A 19,972-nucleotide genomic window follows, 5' to 3' on the forward strand; every position below is an offset into this window, starting at 1 on the left:
TAGCCGGCCGCACCTAGCCGGCCGCACCTAGCCGGCCGCACCAAATTCCTTCATCGCCGGGACGAAATCGTGGCTCGCCTCGGGCTTGCGCGACAGCTTCGCGAGCACATAGCGCTTGAAAGGTTCGAGCTCGGCCCAGCGCGCGACGCTCGGCGCGGCGAGACCGGCCAGCCCCGCCTGATGCGCGACACCGTCGGGCACGCTGTCGGTTTGACGCCAGGCCGGCGACTCCTCCGGCGTAAACCACTCCGGTTCGACGTTCGCGTGCGTGCGCAGCATCTCGAACAGCGCGTGATCGAAATTCGGTTCGATCTGCGTGTCGTCTTCGACCGGGAAACGCGCGAGCAGCTTGCGATCTTCGAGCGGCAGTTGCTGCCACTGCGCGAGCGTGATGCGCAGCCCGAAACGGTCGAGATTGAAGCGCACCGACATCGGGATATAAGTGAAATTCTCCGAAGACGCGACTTCGAAGTCGAACAGAAGCGGTGCTTCGTTGAGTCCCATGTCAGTGCTCCTTGTCGGTGGCGGACAGCGTGCGGGCGTCGCTTGAGGTATTTTAGAACCTTATTCGCGCGACGGCGCCCCGCGCGGCGGCCGCCGCGAAGCATACGGCGAGGCCGGCGCACCCTTTGACGCGCGGCCTGATACAGGAGTGAAGCAGCTTGAACGGACAGGAAAACGGGCGCCAAACCGGGCGGGCGAACGGCCAGCCCCACGCCCTCGACAGCGACGAACAACCCGGCGTAGTGCAACTCGAAGTGCGCCGCCATCGCGGCGCGGCGGTTGAAACCGCCACCGATCACGTCGGCCAGGAGTGGCCGGTCGCGCTCGTGTTCAACGGCATCTCGCACGCGGTGATGATGTGCACGCCGCGCGATCTCGAAGCGTTCGCGGTCGGCTTCGCGATTTCGGAGGGGATCGTCGAGCGCGGCAGCGACATTCAGGAAATCGAGGTCGAATTGCACGGGCACGGCGAGCTGCCGCATGCCGAGGTGCAATTGCAGGTCGTGCAGCAGGCGTTCACCGGTTTGAAGGAAAAGCGCCGCGCGCTCGCCGGGCGCACCGGCTGCGGCGTGTGCGGCATCGAAAGCATCGATCTGCTGGATCTGAAACCGCAGCGTGTGCCCGACACTGGCTTCTTGCAGCGGCTCGCGCCCGATGCGATCGCACGCGCCGCGCGCGCGCTGCCCGAGCACCAGGCGCTCACTCGTTTGACGGGCGGCCTCCACGCGGCCGCGTGGTGTGATGCGCAAGGCGCGATCCACTCTGCGTTCGAGGACGTCGGCCGCCACAACGCGCTCGACAAGCTGATCGGCCAGCTCGTGCTCGACCGCGCCGATACGCGCGACGGTTTCGTGTTTCTGTCGAGCCGCGCGAGCTACGAGCTGGTGCGCAAGGCCGCGCGCGTCGACGTGCCGATGGTCGCGACGATCTCGGCGCCGTCGTCGCTCGCGATTGCGATCGCGCGTGAGGCGGGCGTGCGGCTCGTGAGCTTCTGCCGCGAAGGCAGCTACGTCGATTACGACACGTGGCAGCAGCAGGCTTGAGCGATTGAAGCGGCGCAGCGACGATTCACGGCTAACCCACCCGAAGCCCGCCAGCGTCGCCCCCCTCAGTCGAACCGCCGGAAATCCGGCTTGCGCTTCTCGAAGAACGCCTTGAACGCCTCGCGCGCTTCGGGCGCAAGCAGCATCTTGCCGAAATGCACGGCTTCCTCGGTCATCTGCGTCTGCAGTTCCTGCTGGCTCGCGCGCTTCATCAGGCTCTTCGTCACGCGCAACGACGACGCCGGCAGCGCCGCCAGCTTCGCGGCCTGCGCCGCCGCGAACGCGTCGACTTCGCCCGCCGGCAGCACGCGATTCACGAAGCCCATGCGGTGCGCTTCGGCCGCGTCGAACGCCTCGCCGAGCAGCAGTTTTTCCGCCGCCGCCTGGTAGCCGGCCACGCGCTGCAGCAACAGGCTCGACGCTGCTTCCGGGCACAGCCCGAGCTGCGTGAACGGCAGCGAAAAGCTCGCGGTGTCGGCCGCGTAGACCAGATCGCAATGCAGCAGCAGCGTCGTGCCGACGCCGACCGCCGGCCCCGCGACCGCCGCCACCACCGGTTTTTCCGCCGAACATAGCGCGCGCAGGAACTGGAACACCGGCGGGGTTTCGCCAACCGGCGGCGACTTCATGAAGTCCTCGAGATCGTTGCCCGCGCTGAATATGCCCGCGCTGCCGCGAATCAGGATCGCGCGCACCGACGCGTCGCCCTGCGCTTCTACGAGCGCGTCGGCCATCGTCTGATACATCGCGGCCGTGAACGCATTTTTCCTGCCGGGCCGGTTGAAGCTGATGGTCAGCACCGCGTCGGCGCGCTCGACCAGAATATCCGTCGTCATCCCGTTCATCTCCTTGTGCTCCTGCTGAATGTAGAAACGGTTCGCAAGCCGCGCGGCCTGCGAACCGTTGCGCGGTCCCTGGTGGATCACAGAAGGATCCCCCGTTCGATCAGCGGCTCACAGACGCTCGATGATGCCCGCCGCGCCCATGCCGGTACCGACGCACATCGTCACCATGCCGTACTTGTAGTTGCGGCGGCGCAGGCCGTGCACCACGGTCGCCGCACGAATCGCGCCGGTCGCGCCGAGCGGATGGCCCAGTGCGATCGCGCCGCCGAGCGGGTTGATCTTCGACGTATCGAGGCCGAGGTCCTGGATCACCGCGAGCGACTGCGCGGCGAACGCCTCGTTCAGCTCGATCCAGTCGAGGTCGTCCTGCTTCAGGCCGGCGGCTTTCAGCGCGGCCGGAATCGCTTCCTTCGGGCCGATGCCCATGATTTCCGGCGGCACGCCGCGCACCGCGAAGCTGACGAAGCGCGCGAGCGGCGTCAGGTTGAACTGCTTGAGGATTTTTTCCGACACGACGATCAACGCGCCCGCGCCGTCCGACGTCTGCGAGCTGTTGCCGGCCGTGACCGAGCCTTTGTTCGCGAACACCGCGCGCAGCTTCGCGAGGCCTTCCATCGACGTGTCCGCGCGCGGACCTTCGTCGAGCGACACCTCGCGCGTTTTCACGTTGATCTCGCCGGTCGCGAGATCGGGCACGCGATCGACGATCGTGTACGCGGCGATTTCGTCGTTGAATTCGCCGGCTTGCTGCGCGGCCATCGCGCGGCGGTGCGATTCGACCGAGAACGCGTCCTGCGCTTCGCGGCTGATCTTCCAGCGCTCGGCGACTTTCTCCGCGGTCAGGCCCATGCCGTACGCGATGCCGACGTCTTCGTTGCGATCGAAGATATGCGGCGACAGCGACGGCTTATTACCCATCATCGGCACCATGCTCATCGATTCGCAGCCGCCCGCGATCATCGCATCCGCCTCGCCGACGCGGATGCGGTCCGCGGCCATCGCGAGCGCGGTCAGACCCGATGCGCAGAAGCGGTTCACCGTGACACCGCCGACCGTGTTCGGCAGACCGGCGAGCAGCGCGCCGATTCGCGCGACGTTCAGGCCCTGCTCCGCTTCCGGAATCGCGCAGCCGACGATCGCGTCTTCGATCACGCCGGTGTCGAGGCCGGGCACCTGAGCGACGGCCGACCTGATCGCGTGAACCAGCAGCTCATCCGGACGTGTGTTCCTGAACATGCCGCGCGGCGCCTTGCCGATCGGCGTACGGCTCGCGGCGACGATGTATGCGTCTTGCAATTGCTTTGCCATTTGGGAATCTCCTTTGTCGACCAGAGTTGGCCAAAGCTCTTACTCTGGTCCCATGCACATTGTGCGGTCGCCGCTTAATTGCGCACCGGCTTGCCGGTCTGCAGCATGCCCATGATCCGTTCCTGCGTCTTCTGCGTGCCGAGCAGCTCGACGAACGCGCGACGCTCGAGTTGCAGCAGCCATTCTTCGTCGACGAGGCTGCCGGCTTCGACGTCGCCGCCGCACACCGCTTCCGCGATGCGGCTCGCGATCAGGAAATCGTGCTCGCTGATGAAGCGGCCGTCGCGCATGTTGACGAGCGACGCCTTGATCGTCGAGATCGCCGAGCGGCCCGCGACCGGCACCTGGGTCGCGCGCAGCGGCGCACGGTAGCCCGCCGCGGCGAGCGCGCGCGCTTCCTTCTTCGCGACGTCGAGCAGTTCGAACACATTGAAGACGATCGTGTCGGAAGGCTTCAGGTAGCCCATCGCGCGGGCGTCGAGCGCGGAGGCCGACACCTTCGCCATCGCCGCGTTCTCGAACGACTTCTGCAGGAACTTCAGCAGATCGTTCGTCGCGCCGACCTGGCTTGCGGCTTCGGCCGCGCGCAGCGCCGCTTCCTTCAGGCCGCCGCCCGCCGGCACGAGACCCACGCCGACTTCGACGAGACCCAGATAGCTCTCGATGTGCGCGACGCGCTTCGCGCTGTGCAGTGCGAGCTCGCAGCCGCCGCCGAGCGCGATGCCCGAGATCGCCGAGATCACCGGCACGTTCGCATACTTGACGCGCAGCATGCCCTGCTGGAAATTCTTCACGAACGGCTCGATGCCCTTCGCGCCGCCCATCATGAACGCGGGCATCGCTTCTTCGAGGTTCGCGCCCGCCGAGAACGGACCGCCCGGCGTGCCGAGCTTCAGCGATGTGGGCTGCCACACGACGAGGCCCTTGTAGTCCTTCTCGGCCAGTTCGATCGCCTGCGTGAGCCCTTCGATCACCGCCGGTCCGATCGTGTTCATCTTGCTCTTGAACGACACGATCAGCACGTCGTCCTCGCCCGCGCGATCGTCGACCCATGCGCGCACCGCATCGGTCTCGAACAGCGTCTTGCCGTAGGTCTTCGGATCGCCGCCGGTTTCGCCGACGAGCGGCGCGCGGAACACCTGCTTGCGGTACACGTCGAGCGACGAGCGCGGCACGAAGGTCTGCGTGGCCGGTGACCACGAGCCATCGGTCGTGTGCACGCCGCCCTTCTCGTCAACCGCGCCTTCGAGCACCCACGACGGCAGCGGCACGTTGGCGAGCGCCTTGCCCGCCGCGATGTCTTCCTGCACCCATTCGGCGACCTGCTTCCAGCCGGCCGTCTGCCAGCCTTCGAACGGACCTTCGTTCCAGCCGAAGCCCCAGCGGATCGCGAGATCGACGTCGCGCGCATTGTCGGCGATCGATTCCAGATGGACGGCGATGTAGTGATAGACGTCGCGGAAGATCGACCACAGGAACTGCGCCTGCGGGTGCTGCGTTTCGCGCAACAGCTTCAGACGCTCGGCAGCCGGACGCTTCAGAATGCGGCCGACGAGTTCGTCTGCCTTCCCGCCGCCGTCGATATATGCACCCGTGTTCGGATCGAGCACCTTGATCGCCTTGCCTTCCTTCCTGTAGAAGCCGGCGCCGGTCTTCTGGCCGAGCGCGCCCTTCTGCACCAGTTCGGCGAGCACGGCCGGCATTTCGTAGACCGGCAGAAACGGATCGTCCGGCAGCGTGTCCTGCATCGTCTTGATCACGTGCGCCATCGTGTCGAGACCGACCACGTCGGCGGTGCGGAACGTCGCCGACTTCGCGCGGCCGAGGCGCGCGCCGGTCAGGTCGTCCACTTCGTCGAAACGCAGGCCGAACTTCGCGGCTTCGGCAATAACCGCAAGGATCGAGAACACGCCGACGCGGTTCGCAATGAAGTTCGGCGTATCTTTCGCCCGCACGACGCCCTTGCCGACCACGCTGGTCAGGAAGGTTTCGAGCTGATCGAGAATTTCCGGACGCGTCGTCGCGGTCGGGATCAGTTCGACCAGATGCATGTAGCGCGGCGGATTGAAGAAGTGCACGCCGCAGAAGCGCGCCTTCAGTTCGTCCGCGAAACCTTCGGACAGTGCGGTGATCGACAGCCCCGACGTGTTGGTCGCGAAAATCGCGTTCGGGCCGATGTGCGGCGCGACCTTCTTGTACAGGTCGTGCTTCCAGTCCATGCGTTCGGCGATCGCTTCGATCACGACGTCGCACCCGGCGAGCTTGTCGATGTCGTCGTCGTAGTTCGCGGGCTGGATGTATTGCGCGTCGTCCTTCACGCCGAACGGCGCCGGCGACAGCTTCTTCAGATTTTCGATCGCCTTCAGCGCGATCCCGTTCTTCGGGCCTTCCCTGGCGGGCAGGTCGAACAGCAGCACGGGCACCTTGGCGTTGATCAGGTGCGCGGCGATCTGCGCGCCCATCACGCCGGCGCCGAGCACGGCTACCTTGCGAATGATCAGATTGCTCACGTCGTTTCTCCGGAGAGTTGTGCGATGGCGCGAAGCGTCAGCCATGCTTCGCGCGATGTGTGTGGCCTCGCTCGATGTGCGAGCGTCAGAACAACGCTTCTTCGACGTCCATCAACGGCTTCGAACCGGCGCGCGCCTGGCGGATCGTCATCGCCGTTTCGGGCAGCAGCTTCGCGAAGTAGAAGCGCGCGGTCGCGAGCTTCGCCTTGTAGAACGGATCGCCCGATGCCTCCTTGTCCAGCGCGATACGAGCCATGCGCGCCCAGAAGTACGAGAACACCAGATGGCCGACCGTGCGCAGATACGGCACGGCCGCGGCGCCGACTTCGTCCGGGTTCTGCATCGCCTTCATGCCGATTTCCATCGTCAGTTTCTGCACCTTTTCGCCGATCTCGGCGAGCGGGTTCACGAACTCCTGCATCTCCGGCTTGATGCCTTCGGCTTCGACGAATTCGGCGACGAGCTTGCCGAACTTCTTCATCTTCGCGCCCATGTCGCCGAGCACCTTGCGGCCGAGCAGGTCGAGCGACTGGATGCCGTTGGTGCCTTCGTAGATCATGTTGATGCGCGCGTCGCGCACGTACTGCTCCATGCCCCATTCGGCGATGAAACCGTGGCCGCCGTAGATCTGCATCGCGTGATTGGTGCCTTCGAACGCGTTGTCCGACAGGAACGCCTTCAGGATCGGCGTGAGCAGCGCGACGAGGTCGGCGGCTTCCTTGCGCTCGGCTTCGTCGGCGTGCGACAGCTCCTTGTCGATCTGCAGCGCCGACCAGTACGAGAACGCGCGGCCGGCTTCGGCGTAGGCCTTCTGCGTGAGCAGCATGCGGCGCACGTCCGGATGCACGATGATCGGATCGGCGGCCTTTTCCGGCGCCTTCGGGCCGGTCAGCGAACGCATCTGCAGCCGCTCTTTCGCGTACGTGAGCGAGTTCTGATATGCGACTTCGGTGAGACCGAGGCTCTGCATGCCGACGCCGAGACGCGCGGCGTTCATCATGACGAACATCGCGTTCAGACCCTTGTTCGGCTCGCCGACGATCCAGCCCTTCGCGTTGTCGAGATTGATCACACAGGTCGCGTTGCCGTGGATGCCCATCTTGTGCTCGATCGAACCGCACTTCACGCCGTTGCGCTCACCGGGCTCGCCTGCTTCGTTCGGCACGAACTTCGGCACGATGAACAGCGAAATCCCCTTGGTGCCCTTCGGCGCATCCGGCAGACGCGCGAGCACGAGGTGAACGATGTTCTCCGCCATGTCATGCTCGCCGCTCGAAATGAAAATCTTCGTGCCGCTGATCGAGTACGAGCCGTCGCCGTTCGGCTCGGCCTTCGTGCGCAGAATGCCGAGGTCGGTGCCGCAATGCGGCTCGGTCAGACACATCGTGCCGGTCCAGACGCCTGCGACGAGCTTCGGCAGATAGCGCTGCTGCAGTTCCGGCGTGCCGTGCGCGTGCAGGCATTCATACGCGCCGTGCGACAGGCCCGGATACATCGTCCACGCCTGATTCGCCGAGTTCAGCATTTCATAGAGCGCGTTGTTGACGAACGCGGGCAGTCCCTGGCCGCCGAATTCCGGGTCGCAACCGAGCGCCGGCCAGCCGGCTTCGACGTATTGCCGATAGGCTTCCTTGAAGCCCTTCGGCGTGGTCACGACGCCGTCGCCGGCATACGTGCAGCCTTCCTGGTCGCCGCTGTGGTTGAGCGGGAACAGCACTTCGGAGCAGAACTTGCCGGCTTCCTCGAGCACCGCGTTGATCGTGTCGGCGTCGAGTTCGGCGTGCTTCGGCATTTGCCGAAGTTCGGCCTCGACGTTGAGCAGTTCGTGCAACACGAATTGCATGTCGCGCAGTGGCGCGGCGTACTGTCCCATGACTCTCTCTCCCTGGTTTGACAAAAAGCCAGGCCGTTGGCCGGGTCCGTGGTCGGACCTTCTGCGCCGCGCGTTTCCGGTAGATTCCGGCGACGCCGCTAACGGCTTTCGCTTTGATACGAATTAATCAGTTTTTCCAGCGCGGCCCACGTGAGACGCACCGCATCCGGCAGATGCAGAAAGCGCGCATCGTGATGCAGGCCGAGCGTGACGCTATACAGTTCGAACAGCATCAGCTGCGGGTCGGTATCGGCGCGCAGATGCCCTTCTTCCATCGCTTGCGAGATCGCGCGCGTGAGCGCCGCACGCCACGTCGTCACGCTCGACACCAACTGCTCGCGCACCTGGCTGTCCGCGCGGTCGTCGTATTCGACGGCGCCGCTGATGTAGATGCAGCCGGTCGTGACTTCCTGAATGCGTTTCTCGATCCAGCGGGAAATCATCGCGCGCAAGCGCGGCAGACCACGCGGCTCGCGCAGGCTCGGGAAAAACACCTCGTCTTCGAAACGGCGGTGGTATTCGCGCACGACTTCGATCTGCAGATCCTCGCGCGACCCGAAATGCGCGAACACACCGCTCTTGCTCATCTGCATGCGCTCGGCCAGCAGACCAATCGTCAGACCTTCCAGTCCGTCTCGGCCTGCCAGATCGAGTGCTGCGTCGAGAATCGCGGCTCGGGTTTGTTCGCCTTTTCGCATAGCTGTTTTACCGTTCTAATGTGACCGAATTGAAAATCGAACGGCCGTACTATTATTGAGCGCTTGCCGTCCGCGAAACAAGGACTTTATTAGAAACCGGTTTCTAACCGGCTTCTAATTTTGCGGCTTTCGACCATCAGATCAATCAGATTTTTAGAGGCGTTTGCCTTGAATCGATGGTTGCCGATCGGCGCGCGCGTGTTCTCGCGCGTGTTCTATTTCTTTGCCCCGCTTCGCTGGCGCCGATTGATGGCCGACATGATGCGGCAAGCGCGGGCTCTCGTGCGAGCGATATTAGTCGTAGCCGCCGACCGTCAGCAGCTTCATCGCGACGCGGTAGCTCGTGTACGCGATCCAGCTCAGCGCGCGCACGCGCGCCGGTCGCGATTCGTAGTGCGCTTCATCGATTGGGCGCGCGTCCGTGAACGCGTCGAGAATCGCGTCGCGCAGTTTGGGGATCGACGGATCGTTCACGAGCACGACGTTCGCTTCGTTGTTCAGCATCAGGCTGAGCGCATCGAGATTCGACGAACCGACCGTGCCCCAGTTCGAATCGACCACCGCGACCTTGCCGTGCAGCAGCGTCTTCTCGTATTCGGCGATCTGCACGCCTGCGCGCAACAGCGCGTGGTACAGGAACGGCACGGCGTAATCGAGCGCCTTGAACTCCTTGCGCCCGATGATCAGCTTCACGACCACGCCGCGCCGCGCCGCGAACATCAGCGCGCGACGCAGCTTGCGTCCCGGCATGAAGTACGGATTCGCGAGCAGGATTTCATGGCGCGCCTGGCCGATCGCGGCCAGATAAGCTTTTTCGATCGCGCGGCGGTTGATCAGGTTATCGCGCGCGACGAATGCGACGCACGGCTCGCCGCCGGCCCACAGTGCCTCGTTGCGGCGTCGCCGGCGTCTGCGCAGACTGCCAAGCGAGTTGGCGTCCTGCGACGACAGGTCGGGCTTCATCGAATCGAGCGGCCGATGGCCGACGCGAATCCGCCGCCACTGCACGTCGATTGCATCGCGCACGTCGGCGACCACCGGCCCGCGCAGCTCGACCGCGAAGTCCCAGCGCCGGTACGGCAGCTTCTCGCCGTTGTTCTCGTAATCGTCGACGATATTGATGCCGCCGCAATACGCGATCTGATCGTCGATCACGGCGAGCTTGCGGTGCGTGCGCGAAAAGCCGAAGCGGCCGAACAGATGCGGGTTGTAGATGCGATGCTCGATGCCGCCGGCCGGCCATTGCTCGAACATCTTCAGGCGTGCGGTGCCGACGCCATCGGTGATCACGCGCACTCTGACGCCGCGCGCGGCAGCGCGAAGCAGCGCCTCGCTGACCGCGTGGCCGGCTTCGTCGTCGCAGAAGATATAGGTTTCGAGCGCGACGTTGTGCTCGGCCGCGTCGATGCGCTCGATCAGCGCGTCGAAGAAATCGTCGCCGGAGCGCAGCAGCTCGACCTCGTTGCTACTGGTGAAGCGGTAGCGCTGCCAGTAACGACGGCCGAGCAACGTGTGCCGCAGACGCGCCAAACGGCCCGAGCCGCCTGCGCTCACCGGCCACGCTCCCCGGTCAGCGGGCCGGATTGCGGGTCGATCGGGCGCGCGGCGAGCCGCCGCGGCAACTGCAGGATCGCATCGGCATTCGACGACGAAAAGCAGCGCGATGCGGCCTCTTCATATGGCAGCCACATATACGCGGTGTGTTCGCGCGGCGCGAGCGTCACGTCGATGCACTCGGGGACCTGCAGGCTGAACCAGTGCTCGGTGTTGTAGAGCACGCCCGCTTCGTAGCGGTAACGAAATTCCGGGTAGATCTCGTAGTCGATCGAGTAGTGCCAGTCGAACAACCCGCTGCGCGGCACCAGTGCGCCGCCGATCATGATGCCGGTTTCCTCGCCGACTTCGCGCACCGCCGTGTCGGCGAGCGGTTCGTCGAGCCGGTCTTTCGAACCCGTCACCGACTGCCAGAACGCCGCATGATCGGCGCGCTCGAGCAGCAGCACGTCGAGCGCAGGCGTATGAATGATGACGAGGACGGACTGCGGAATTTTCGGCGGTTTCGGCATGGCTCAAACTGGGCGCGACGATACGCGCGGTACATGTCGGATGACGGTCGAAAGGGTCTGGAAAGCGGTGGCTTCACTGTAACGCAAAAAATGAAAAAGGCGCTGAGGTGGAGATCACCTCAGCGCCTTTTCGTTTCGCTCGTGTGGTTTTTTTGCGGCCGCCGGCCGCGCGCAGCGGCCGCGGCTTTATGCCTTCGGTTCCGGCGTACGCAGACGGATGTGCAGCTCGCGCAGCTGACGCTCGTCGACTTCGCTCGGCGCCTGCGTGAGCAGATCCTGCGCGCGTTGCGTCTTCGGGAACGCGATCACGTCGCGGATCGAGTCGGCGCCGGCCATCATCGTGACGATGCGGTCCAGACCGAACGCGATACCGCCGTGCGGCGGCGCGCCGTATTGCAGCGCGTCGAGCAGGAAGCCGAACTTCGCCTGCGCTTCTTCCGCGTTGATCTTCAGCGCGCGGAACACCTTGCTCTGCACTTCCTCACGGTAGATACGCACCGAGCCGCCGCCGATTTCCCAGCCGTTCAGCACCATGTCGTAGGCCTTCGCGAGGCAGCGCGCGGGGTCCGTTTCGAGGTACTCGAGGTGCTCGTCCTTCGGGCTCGTGAACGGGTGATGCGCGGCGACGTAGCGGTTGTCTTCCTCGTCGTATTCGAACATCGGAAAGTCGACGACCCACAGCGGCTTCCAGCCGGACTCGACGAGGCCGTTGGCCTTGCCGAATTCCGAATGACCGATCTTCAGACGCAGCGCGCCGAGGCTGTCGTTGACGACCTTCGCGCGATCCGCCGCGAAGAAAATGATGTCGCCGTCTTGTGCGCCGGTGCGCTCGATGATCGCCTTCAGCGCTTCGTCGTGCAGGTTCTTCACGATCGGGCTTTGCAGACCGTCACGGCCCTTCGCCGCTTCATTGACCTTGATCCACGCGAGACCCTTCGCCCCGTAGATGCGCACGAATTCCGTGTAGCTGTCGATGTCGCCGCGCGACAGCTCGCCGCCCTTCGGCACGCGCAGCGCCGCGACACGGCCGTCCTTCGTGTTGGCCGGGGTGCTGAACACCTTGAAGTCGACGTCGCGCATCGCATCGGTCAACTCGGTGAACTCGAGCTTCACGCGCAGGTCCGGCTTGTCCGAACCGAAGCGGCGCATCGCTTCCGCGTATTCCATGACCGGGAATTTCTGGTCGAGCTCGACGCCGATCGTCGTCCTGAACACGTGGCGGATCATCGCCTCGAACAGATCGCGGATTTCCTGTTCCGACAGGAACGAGGTTTCGCAGTCGATCTGGGTGAATTCCGGCTGACGGTCGGCGCGCAGGTCTTCGTCGCGGAAGCACTTGGTGATCTGGTAGTAACGGTCGAAGTTCGCGACCATCAGCAGCTGCTTGAACAGCTGCGGCGACTGCGGCAGCGCGAAGAACTGGCCCGGGTTCGTGCGCGACGGCACGAGGTAGTCGCGCGCGCCTTCCGGCGTGCTCTTCGTGAGCATCGGCGTTTCGATGTCGATGAAGCCCTGCTCGTCGAGGTACTTGCGCACTTCGATCGCGACGCGGTAGCGCAGACGCAGGTTGTGCTGCATCTGCGGACGGCGCAGGTCGAGCACGCGATGCGTGAGGCGCGTGGTTTCCGACAGGTTGTCATCGTCGAGCTGGAACGGCGGCGTGACCGACGCGTTCAGCACGATCAGCTCGTGGCACAGCACTTCGATCTTGCCGCTCTTCAGCGATGCATTGGTCGTGCCTTCCGGACGGCCGCGCACAATGCCCTTGACCTGCACGCAGAACTCATTGCGCACGCCTTCGGCGACCTTGAACATGTCAGCGCGATCCGGATCGCAGACGACCTGAACGAGCCCTTCGCGATCGCGCAGGTCGATGAAGATGACGCCGCCATGGTCGCGGCGGCGGCTTACCCAGCCGCACAGCGAGACGGATTGGCCCAGCAGTTCTTCGGTCACCAGACCGCAGTATTCAGATCTCATCGACATGATGTTTGTCTTTCGTTTTGCATTGGTTGAACGGCGCGCCACAGACGATCCTGCATGAAGCGTTGCGCGCCGGCATTAGAGCGGGGGCTCGACGGTGGCGCGGCGCACCGGCGCCGGCTGCGGCGCGGACGGCGCCACGACGCCCATCGAGACAATGTACTTGAGCGCAGCGTCGACCGTCATGTCGAGCTCGATCACTTCGCTTTTCGGCACCATCAGGAAGAAGCCGGACGTCGGGTTCGGCGTGGTCGGCACGTATACGCTGACGTAATCTTCCTTCAGATGGTTGGCCACGTCGCCGCCCGGGATGCCGGTCAGAAACGCGATCGTATAGGACCCGCGGCGCGGGTACTCGATCAGCAGCGCCTTGCGGAATGCATTGCCACTGCTCGACAGCAGCGTGTCGGACACCTGCTTCACGCTGGTGTAGAGCGGGCCGACCACCGGAATGTGCGCGACCAGCAGTTCCCACCACTTCACGAGCTTCTGCCCAATGAAGTTCTGCGTCAACAGCCCGACGACGAAGATGAACGCGAGCGTGAGCACCGCGCCGAGGCCCGGCAAGCGATAGCCGATCGTGCGTTCCGGCTGCCACGAGGTAGGCAGCAGCAACAGCGTCTGGTCCATCGTGCCGATGACCAGGCCGAGCACCCACAGTGTGATGGCCAGAGGCACCAGCACCAGCAGGCCGGTCAGAAACACCGATTTGAGCGTGAATTTTTTCGTCGTCATGTGTACCGCCAGAAAGCTGCGCAGGCCGAAGCCCATGCGCGGTAGATACGCCGCCCGCGCGGGGCGGCAGTCCCACTAGGCGCTGCCGGAACCGCTCGGGCTCGTGGCGGCGGGCGCTGCGGCGGGCGCCGCGGGCGCGGCAGCCGATGCAGCCGGGGCAGCGGCTGCGGTCGGCTCGGACTTCGCTTCCGACGCGGCCGGCGCGCTCGTGCTGCCGCGGAAATCGGTCACGTACCAGCCGGAGCCTTTCAACTGGAAGCCGGCGGCCGTGAGTTGTTTGCTAAAGGTGTCTTTTCCGCACTCGGGACACTGCGTCAACTGGGGGTCGCTCATCTTCTGGAGCACGTCCTTCCCCAAACCGCATGACCCGCAACGATAAGCGTAGATCGGCATGATCCTTTCTTACTCCAAATCCCTACTGAAATCTTGTAAACGCTTGCAAAGCCTTGAATTATAGCCGCAAACGATGTCCGTTCCCCGGATTTCGGGAAGCGGGCGCACGATGCGCCCGCCACCGCGCCAGATGGGGACGACCCCCGGACCTCTCAAGAGCGGCGCGCGTGGCGTTAGCCGCGACGCCGCCAGGTGAGCCAGCGCTCGCGTCCGGCGAATACAGCGATCGAGTCGTCGACCGCTTCGTCTTCGACCAGCTCGAAGTGTGGCGTGAGCAGCGCATCGAGCTCGCCGCGTTCGATGCCGAACGGCGGCCCTTTCGGCGTCGCGCCGATGAAAAAGATGCCCGCCAGCAACCCGCCGGCCGGCAGCAGTTCGCCCATGCGCTGCGCATAGTCGGCGCGGCGCGCCGGCGGCAGCGCGCAGAAGAATGCGCGCTCATAGATCCATGCCGGTGCGAACGGTGGCGCATAGGTGAAGAAATCCGCCTGTTCGACCAGCGATGCATGCGCGCCGAGCTGCTCGCGCGCCGCCGCCACGGCGGCTGCCGAGAAGTCGATCGCGCGTACCGGGTTGCCCTGGCGCGCGAGCCATACCGCTTCGTGCGCGCTGCCGCAGCCTGGAATCAGCACGGCCACGTCGCGGTGCCGTTCGGCGAACGCGCGAAACGCGGACGGCACGCCCGCCTGATCCCACGGCGTGAAATGGCGCTCGAAGCGTTCGTCCCAGAACTCGGGCGAGTCGGGATCGCGGGTTGCGAAATCGGGCGCGGCGGGTTGGGTCGGATCGCTCATCGGAATCTATCCTCCATAAGCCAGTACCAGGAACGCACGCGCCAGCATCGCGCCGACGCCGACCGCCACACCGAACAGCAGCAGGCCTTGCAGCAGACGGTTGGTGCGCTTTTGCTCGAGCAGGATCTGGCGGATCACGTCGTCGTTCGCGCCGCCCACCGGATGATGGCGCTCGGCCAGCATGTTATGGACGAGGCGCGGCAACTGCGGCAGCGTCTTGCTCCACTGCGGCGCCTCGATCTTCAGACGCTCGTACCAGCCGCGCAAGCCGATCTGCTCGTTCATCCAGCGCTCGAGATAGGGCTTCGCGGTCTTCCACAGATCCAGTTCGGGATCGAGCGAACGGCCTAGGCCTTCCACGTTCAGCATCGTCTTTTGCAGCAACACGAGCTGCGGCTGGATCTCGACGTTGAAGCGCCGCGACGTCGAGAACAGACGCATCAGCACCTGGCCGAGAGAAATGTCCTTCAGCGCGCGATCGAAATACGGTTCGCAGACCGCGCGGATCGCGCTTTCGAGCTCCTCGACGCGCGTGCTCGGCGGCACCCAGCCCGACTCCAGATGCAACGTCGCGACGCGATGGTAGTCGCGCTTGAAGAACGCGAGGAAGTTCTGCGCGAGGTAGTTTTTGTCGAAGTCCGACAACGCGCCGATGATGCCGAAGTCGAGCGCGATATAGCGGCCGAAGTGCGCGGGATCGAGGCTCACCTGGATGTTGCCGGGGTGCATGTCGGCGTGGAAAAAGCCGTCGCGGAACACCTGCGTGAAGAAAATTTCGACGCCCTCGCGCGCGAGTTTCGGGATGTCGACACCCGCCGCGCGCAACGTATCGACCTGGCTGATCGGCACGCCGACCATGCGCTCCATCACGAGCACCGTGGGCGTGCAGAACTCCCAGTACATCTCGGGCACGAGCAGCAGGTCGAGCCCAAGGAAGTTGCGCCGCAACTGGCTGCCGTTGGCGGCCTCGCGCATCAGGTCGAGTTCGTCGTGCAGGTATTTGTCGAATTCGGCGACCACCTCGCGCGGCTTCAGGCGCTTGCCGTCGGCCCACAGACGCTCGGCCCACACGGCGATGTCGCGCATCAGCGCGAGGTCGGAATCGATCACCGGCAGCATCTTGGGGCGCAGCACCTTCACCGCGACCGCCTTGCCCGCATGCTGGCCGGCCTTCACCTTCGCGAAGTGGACCTGTGCGATCGACGCGCTCGCGACCGGCACCCGCTCGAAATCGTCGAACAGCACGTCGACCGGCGCGCCGAGCGACTTCTCGACGAGCGCGATCGCGACCGCCGAATCGAACGGCGGCACCTGATCCTGCAGCTTGGCAAGTTCGTTGGCGATATCGACCGGCAGCAGATCGCGACGGGTCGACAGCACCTGGCCGAACTTGACGAAGATCGGCCCGAGGCTTTCGAGCGCGAGCCGCAGACGCACGCCCGGCGGCGCATCGAACTTGCGGCCAAGCGTCGTGATGCGCAGCAGCAGACGCACGCGCCGGTCGTTGATGCGGCTCAACATCATTTCGTCGAGGCCGAAGCGGATGACCGTGAAAAATATCTTGAGAAAACGCAGAAAAACGCATGGCTGGGCCCGGTGACTAGCGCGTGCTGCGCGACGTGGCGGCGCCGCCCGGCGTTTGCGCGCCGCGGACTTCGACCTTCTGTTCGATGCGCTCGATGCGCTTTTCGACGCGCGCGAGCGAATCGCGCGCGCGCGCCAGCTCGACGTTGAAGTCCGCGAGCGCGGTGCGCCGCACCAGTTGCGGATTTTCGTCGAGCAGGTACTCGGCGGCGGTGTCGAGCAGATTGCGACCGGTGCGCTGCACATACTCGCCGACTGAGCGGACTAGCGACGTGATGCGCCACGCGGGTCCATCACCGATCAGCTTCGCGAGATCTTCCTCCGGCTCCCAGCGCAGATGCTCGGCGAGCTTCGCAATCACGGTCGCGAACTCGGCGTCGCCCTCGATCTTCACGTGCTTCATCACGGCGGCCTGGCCACCTTGCAGGAAGGCCGGCAGTGCGTCGGACGGCACCGAGATCGTCACGTCGAACTGATGCGCATCGGCTTCGTCGAGCGTACCGAGATAGCCGTCGGGCTGCACGAGCAGCGCGAGCACAACCGGCGGACATGACAGGCGAGCGGTCTTGCCCGCGTACGGGGCGAGGCGCTCGCGGGCCCACGATTCGCGGGCGAGCAGATGATTGACAGCAGCAGCGAAGGGCTTGGCGGCGAGGGTCATCGAAGGTGGCAAGAAAAAACCCGCGCGAGCGAGGTGCTTGCGCGGGCTCCCATTGTAACGTCCGTTCGCTTCGCGGCCTGCTATGCCGAACGGCCTAAGCCATGCGCGAGGTCAGGAATCGCGATGCCGTGGCCGGCTCTTTTCGAGGCAAACGCGACTCGATGCTTCGGCATGTCAGTGTTGCTCGACCTGCTGGATGCCGGCAAGCAGCCAGCCTTCGCCAGTGCGGTTCGCCTTCGTCAGATTCCAGACTTCGACGAACGGCTCGGCCGCCGCGCCCGGCTCCTCGCGGATCAAACCGGAGAAGCGCACGCTCGCGAAGGATTCGTTCGCGCGCTCCTCGACGCCGAGCAGCTCGGCGTTCAACTGCACGACGTCGGTCTGGCTCGGCTGCGTGCCGCGCGACGCGAGATCGACGCGCACTTCGGCGAACATTTCCGGCGTCGTGAATTCGCGGATGTCCTCGACGTTGCCGACGTCCCACGCGGCCTGCAGGCGCACGAAGTACACCTTTGCGTTACGCAGAAACGCTTCCGAATCGAAGCCGGCCGGCACCGACGGCGTCGCGCCGAGCGATGGCGTGGTCAACGGGTTGCCCTGCGGTTCGAGATACGAGCCGGTGGGCGGCGCCGTGTAACGCGGCTCCTGAATATAGTCGGTGCCTTTCGTGTTCAGCGACGGCGCCGTGCCCGCGTAGGCAGGCTGCGCCGCATTGCGCTTACGGCCGGTGAAGCGGCGGATGAGCCAGATCACCACAATCGCGATCAACGCGATCACGATCACGTTCGCGAGCATGCCGGCGAACGCCTCGCCGAGCCCGAAATGCGACAGCAACGCGGCGATGCCGAGACCGGCCGCGAGACCGGCGATCGGCCCGAGCCAGCGATTGCGGTTCGGCGCGGCGGGCGGCGTGGGCTTAGTCGCAGGCGCCGCCTGCGCGCTCTGCTGCGTGGCCTGATTGTTCTGCGCCGGCTGGGACGGCGGCGTCTGTCGCTGCTGCTGCAGACTGTTCGATTGACGGCCGAAGCTGCGGCCTCCGCCCATGCGGCGTGCTTCGGCGTCGAGAGAGGCAAGCGTGCCGGCCATCAGCAGACCGACCATCGCGATCAGTCCGATTCTTCTCGCCAGCGCCCCCTTAACCTTACGAGTAGATAACAAATTCGAATCGGACATTTCGCACTTTCCTTTAAAAATCGATGGGTTAGGGACTCTAGTATTTGGTCCCCACATGCAAAGCTACCACGCCAGCTGACAAATTGTAATATTTGACGCCGTCGAGACCAGCTTGTTCCATCATAGTTTTCAAAGTTTCCTGGTCCGGATGCATGCGGATCGATTCCGCCAGGTACTGGTAGCTTTCCGCGTCCTTGGCGAAGCGCTCGCCGAGCCACGGCAACACCTTGAACGAATACAGATCGTAGACCTTCTTCAGCGGATCCCATACCTTCGAGAACTCGAGCACGAGCAGCCGCCCGGCCGGTTTCAGCACACGACGCATCTCGGCAAGCGCGATGTCCTTATGTGTCATGTTGCGCAAGCCGAACGCGACCGTCACGACGTCGAAGTAGTTGTCCGGAAACGGGATTTTCTCGGCATCGCACAGCAGCGCCGGCGTGATGATGCCCTTGTCGAGCAGCCGGTCGCGGCCCACGCGTAACATCGATTCATTGATGTCGGTATGCCAGACCTCGCCCGTTTCGCCCGCCTGTTTCGCGAATGCTTTCGACAGGTCGCCCGTGCCGCCCGCAATGTCGAGCACCTTGTAGCCCGGCCGCACGTTCGCCTGGGCGATCGTGAACACCTTCCACGCCCGGTGCAATCCGCCCGACATCAGGTCGTTCATCAGGTCGTAGTTGGCGGCCACCGAGTGGAACACCCCCGCCACCTTCTGCGCCTTGTCCTGTTCGTCGACCGATTGAAAGCCGAAGTGGGTTTTGCTCATCGCGCTCGTCCTTTCGCGTGTTCTTGAATGTTGCGCCGCTCGAGCGGCGTTCGGGGGCGAATCGTATCAGTGACAGTGCCCGTGCGCAGCCGCGGCGGGCACCATCGGCGTGTCGCGGTCGATGCCGGCCGCTGCCAGTTTGGCGAGATACGCGCGCCAGAGTTCATCCTGACGCACGGCCATGTCATACAGCAGGTCCCACGAGTAGATACCGGTGGCGTGTCCATCGGAGAAGGTCGGCTGCAGCGCGTAATTGCCGACGCCTTCGATCATCGTGATCGTCACGTCGCGCTTGCCGGTCTGCAGGGTTTCCTGACCGGGCCCGTGGCCCATCACTTCCGCCGACGGCGAATACACGCGCAGCAGTTCGAACGGTAGCCGATACGCTTCGCCGTTCGCGTACTGCAGTTCGAGCACGCGCGACTTCGAATGCAAGATCACGCCTGTCGGCACCGGCGTCTCGGGAGTCAATCCGCTCATGTTGGCCTCATCAGATAACGGCGGGTGATAACGTCGGATCGGCCGCCTCGCACGCCGACGGCAGTCCGGCGATGCGCGGCGACGGGTTCAGCGACGCTCAGCCCAGCGCCTGTTCAATTTCCTGCCGCACGGCTTCGCGCAGCAGCGTGGCGTGCGCGCGGCGCGACGACAACATCGCTTCGGACACCGTGCGCTGGCGCGGCGCCCAGATCGGCAGGGGGAAATGCGCGTCGTTCGAGAAACGCGGAATCACGTGCCAGTGCACGTGCGGCACCTGGTTGCCGAGGCTCGCGAGATTGACCTTCGCGGGCTGCATCACGCGCCGCTGCGCACGCTCGACCGCGTACACGGCCTTCATCACGTGATCGCGCTCGTCGGCAGAAAGATCCGAAAACTCGGCGACGTGAGCGTTCCAGATGACCCGGCAAAAGCCTGGGTAGTCGTGTTCGTCGGCGAGGACGACTCGCAGCGCGTCGTCCTGCCACAGCACATCGCCGCCGTCTTCACGGCAAAAAACGCAGTCCATCGTCGTCCTCGGCAAAAATCGTTGATC

General features: G+C 64.7%; 19 protein-coding genes. 1 reads left to right on the forward strand and 18 read right to left on the reverse strand.

Annotated features, from left to right (window positions below; all coding sequences use genetic code 11):
• Positions 1-27: 27 nt before the first annotated feature.
• Positions 28-504 (reverse strand): nitrate reductase associated protein, encoded by a 477-nt coding sequence (locus tag OKW30_RS16015; protein WP_184067147.1) that lies wholly within the window; start codon positions 502-504, stop codon positions 28-30.
• Between the two features lie 158 nt (positions 505-662).
• Between OKW30_RS16015 and fdhD the strand changes: the two genes are divergently transcribed.
• The gene (gene fdhD, locus OKW30_RS16020; protein WP_429347086.1) at positions 663-1,547 is read left to right on the forward strand and encodes a formate dehydrogenase accessory sulfurtransferase FdhD; all 885 of its coding nucleotides are present in this window, start codon (positions 663-665) and stop codon (positions 1,545-1,547) included.
• 65 nt (positions 1,548-1,612) lie between these two features.
• Here the strand turns inward: fdhD and OKW30_RS16025 are convergent, their stop codons facing one another.
• From OKW30_RS16025 to OKW30_RS16105, 17 genes are all read right to left on the reverse strand, one after another.
• A complete protein-coding gene (locus OKW30_RS16025) occupies positions 1,613-2,383 on the reverse strand; it encodes an enoyl-CoA hydratase (RefSeq protein WP_187627386.1) in 771 nt (256 codons plus the stop codon).
• A 117-nt stretch (positions 2,384-2,500) separates the two neighbouring features.
• Complete coding sequence (locus OKW30_RS16030; protein ID WP_184027155.1) at positions 2,501-3,700, reverse strand: acetyl-CoA C-acyltransferase; 1,200 nt, start codon at positions 3,698-3,700, stop codon at positions 2,501-2,503.
• 74 nt (positions 3,701-3,774) lie between these two features.
• Positions 3,775-6,210 carry a 3-hydroxyacyl-CoA dehydrogenase/enoyl-CoA hydratase family protein gene (locus OKW30_RS16035; RefSeq protein WP_429347087.1) on the reverse strand — a complete coding sequence of 812 codons (2,436 nt, stop codon included), beginning with the start codon at positions 6,208-6,210 and terminating at the stop codon, positions 3,775-3,777.
• Between the two features lie 85 nt (positions 6,211-6,295).
• Positions 6,296-8,083 carry an acyl-CoA dehydrogenase C-terminal domain-containing protein gene (locus OKW30_RS16040; RefSeq protein ID WP_429347088.1) on the reverse strand — a complete coding sequence of 596 codons (1,788 nt, stop codon included), beginning with the start codon at positions 8,081-8,083 and terminating at the stop codon, positions 6,296-6,298.
• A gap of 98 nt (positions 8,084-8,181) precedes the next feature.
• The gene (locus OKW30_RS16045) at positions 8,182-8,781 is read right to left on the reverse strand and encodes a TetR/AcrR family transcriptional regulator (protein ID WP_184027146.1); all 600 of its coding nucleotides are present in this window, start codon (positions 8,779-8,781) and stop codon (positions 8,182-8,184) included.
• A gap of 294 nt (positions 8,782-9,075) precedes the next feature.
• A complete protein-coding gene (gene clsB, locus OKW30_RS16050) occupies positions 9,076-10,335 on the reverse strand; it encodes a cardiolipin synthase ClsB (protein WP_429347089.1) in 1,260 nt (419 codons plus the stop codon).
• Positions 10,332-10,847 (reverse strand): dihydroneopterin triphosphate diphosphatase, encoded by a 516-nt coding sequence (gene nudB, locus OKW30_RS16055; RefSeq protein ID WP_184067130.1) that lies wholly within the window; start codon positions 10,845-10,847, stop codon positions 10,332-10,334. The genes clsB and nudB overlap by 4 nt, the downstream gene beginning before the upstream one ends.
• A 186-nt stretch (positions 10,848-11,033) precedes the next feature.
• Positions 11,034-12,833: an aspartate--tRNA ligase gene (gene aspS, locus OKW30_RS16060; protein ID WP_184067126.1), complete on the reverse strand. Its 1,800-nt coding sequence runs from the start codon at positions 12,831-12,833 to the stop codon at positions 11,034-11,036.
• Positions 12,834-12,908: 75 nt separating this feature from the next.
• Positions 12,909-13,565 (reverse strand): DUF502 domain-containing protein, encoded by a 657-nt coding sequence (locus tag OKW30_RS16065; protein ID WP_184027136.1) that lies wholly within the window; start codon positions 13,563-13,565, stop codon positions 12,909-12,911.
• A gap of 75 nt (positions 13,566-13,640) precedes the next feature.
• The gene (locus OKW30_RS16070) at positions 13,641-13,958 is read right to left on the reverse strand and encodes an FmdB family zinc ribbon protein (protein WP_429347090.1); all 318 of its coding nucleotides are present in this window, start codon (positions 13,956-13,958) and stop codon (positions 13,641-13,643) included.
• A gap of 173 nt (positions 13,959-14,131) precedes the next feature.
• The gene (locus tag OKW30_RS16075; protein WP_429347091.1) at positions 14,132-14,752 is read right to left on the reverse strand and encodes a methyltransferase domain-containing protein; all 621 of its coding nucleotides are present in this window, start codon (positions 14,750-14,752) and stop codon (positions 14,132-14,134) included.
• A 6-nt stretch (positions 14,753-14,758) separates the two neighbouring features.
• Complete coding sequence (ubiB, locus tag OKW30_RS16080) at positions 14,759-16,327, reverse strand: ubiquinone biosynthesis regulatory protein kinase UbiB (protein WP_429347760.1); 1,569 nt, start codon at positions 16,325-16,327, stop codon at positions 14,759-14,761.
• Positions 16,328-16,352: 25 nt separating this feature from the next.
• Complete coding sequence (locus OKW30_RS16085; RefSeq protein ID WP_429347092.1) at positions 16,353-16,997, reverse strand: ubiquinone biosynthesis accessory factor UbiJ; 645 nt, start codon at positions 16,995-16,997, stop codon at positions 16,353-16,355.
• 174 nt (positions 16,998-17,171) lie between these two features.
• Positions 17,172-18,170, reverse strand: a complete 999-nt coding sequence (locus OKW30_RS16090) for a TIM44-like domain-containing protein (protein ID WP_429347093.1) — start codon at positions 18,168-18,170, stop codon at positions 17,172-17,174.
• Positions 18,171-18,207: 37 nt separating this feature from the next.
• On the reverse strand, positions 18,208-18,939 hold the full coding sequence (ubiE, locus tag OKW30_RS16095; protein WP_090802995.1) for a bifunctional demethylmenaquinone methyltransferase/2-methoxy-6-polyprenyl-1,4-benzoquinol methylase UbiE: 732 nt from the start codon (positions 18,937-18,939) through the stop codon (positions 18,208-18,210).
• A 66-nt stretch (positions 18,940-19,005) separates the two neighbouring features.
• A complete protein-coding gene (locus tag OKW30_RS16100; protein WP_018419393.1) occupies positions 19,006-19,419 on the reverse strand; it encodes a gamma-butyrobetaine hydroxylase-like domain-containing protein in 414 nt (137 codons plus the stop codon).
• 97 nt (positions 19,420-19,516) lie between these two features.
• Positions 19,517-19,945, reverse strand: coding sequence for an HIT family protein (locus OKW30_RS16105; protein WP_013088371.1), 429 nt, complete (start codon positions 19,943-19,945; stop codon positions 19,517-19,519).
• Positions 19,946-19,972 lie beyond the last annotated feature (27 nt).

The sequence above is a fragment of the Paraburkholderia sp. Clong3 genome (genome assembly GCF_050436485.1).
Classification (GTDB): domain Bacteria; phylum Pseudomonadota; class Gammaproteobacteria; order Burkholderiales; family Burkholderiaceae; genus Paraburkholderia; species Paraburkholderia tuberum.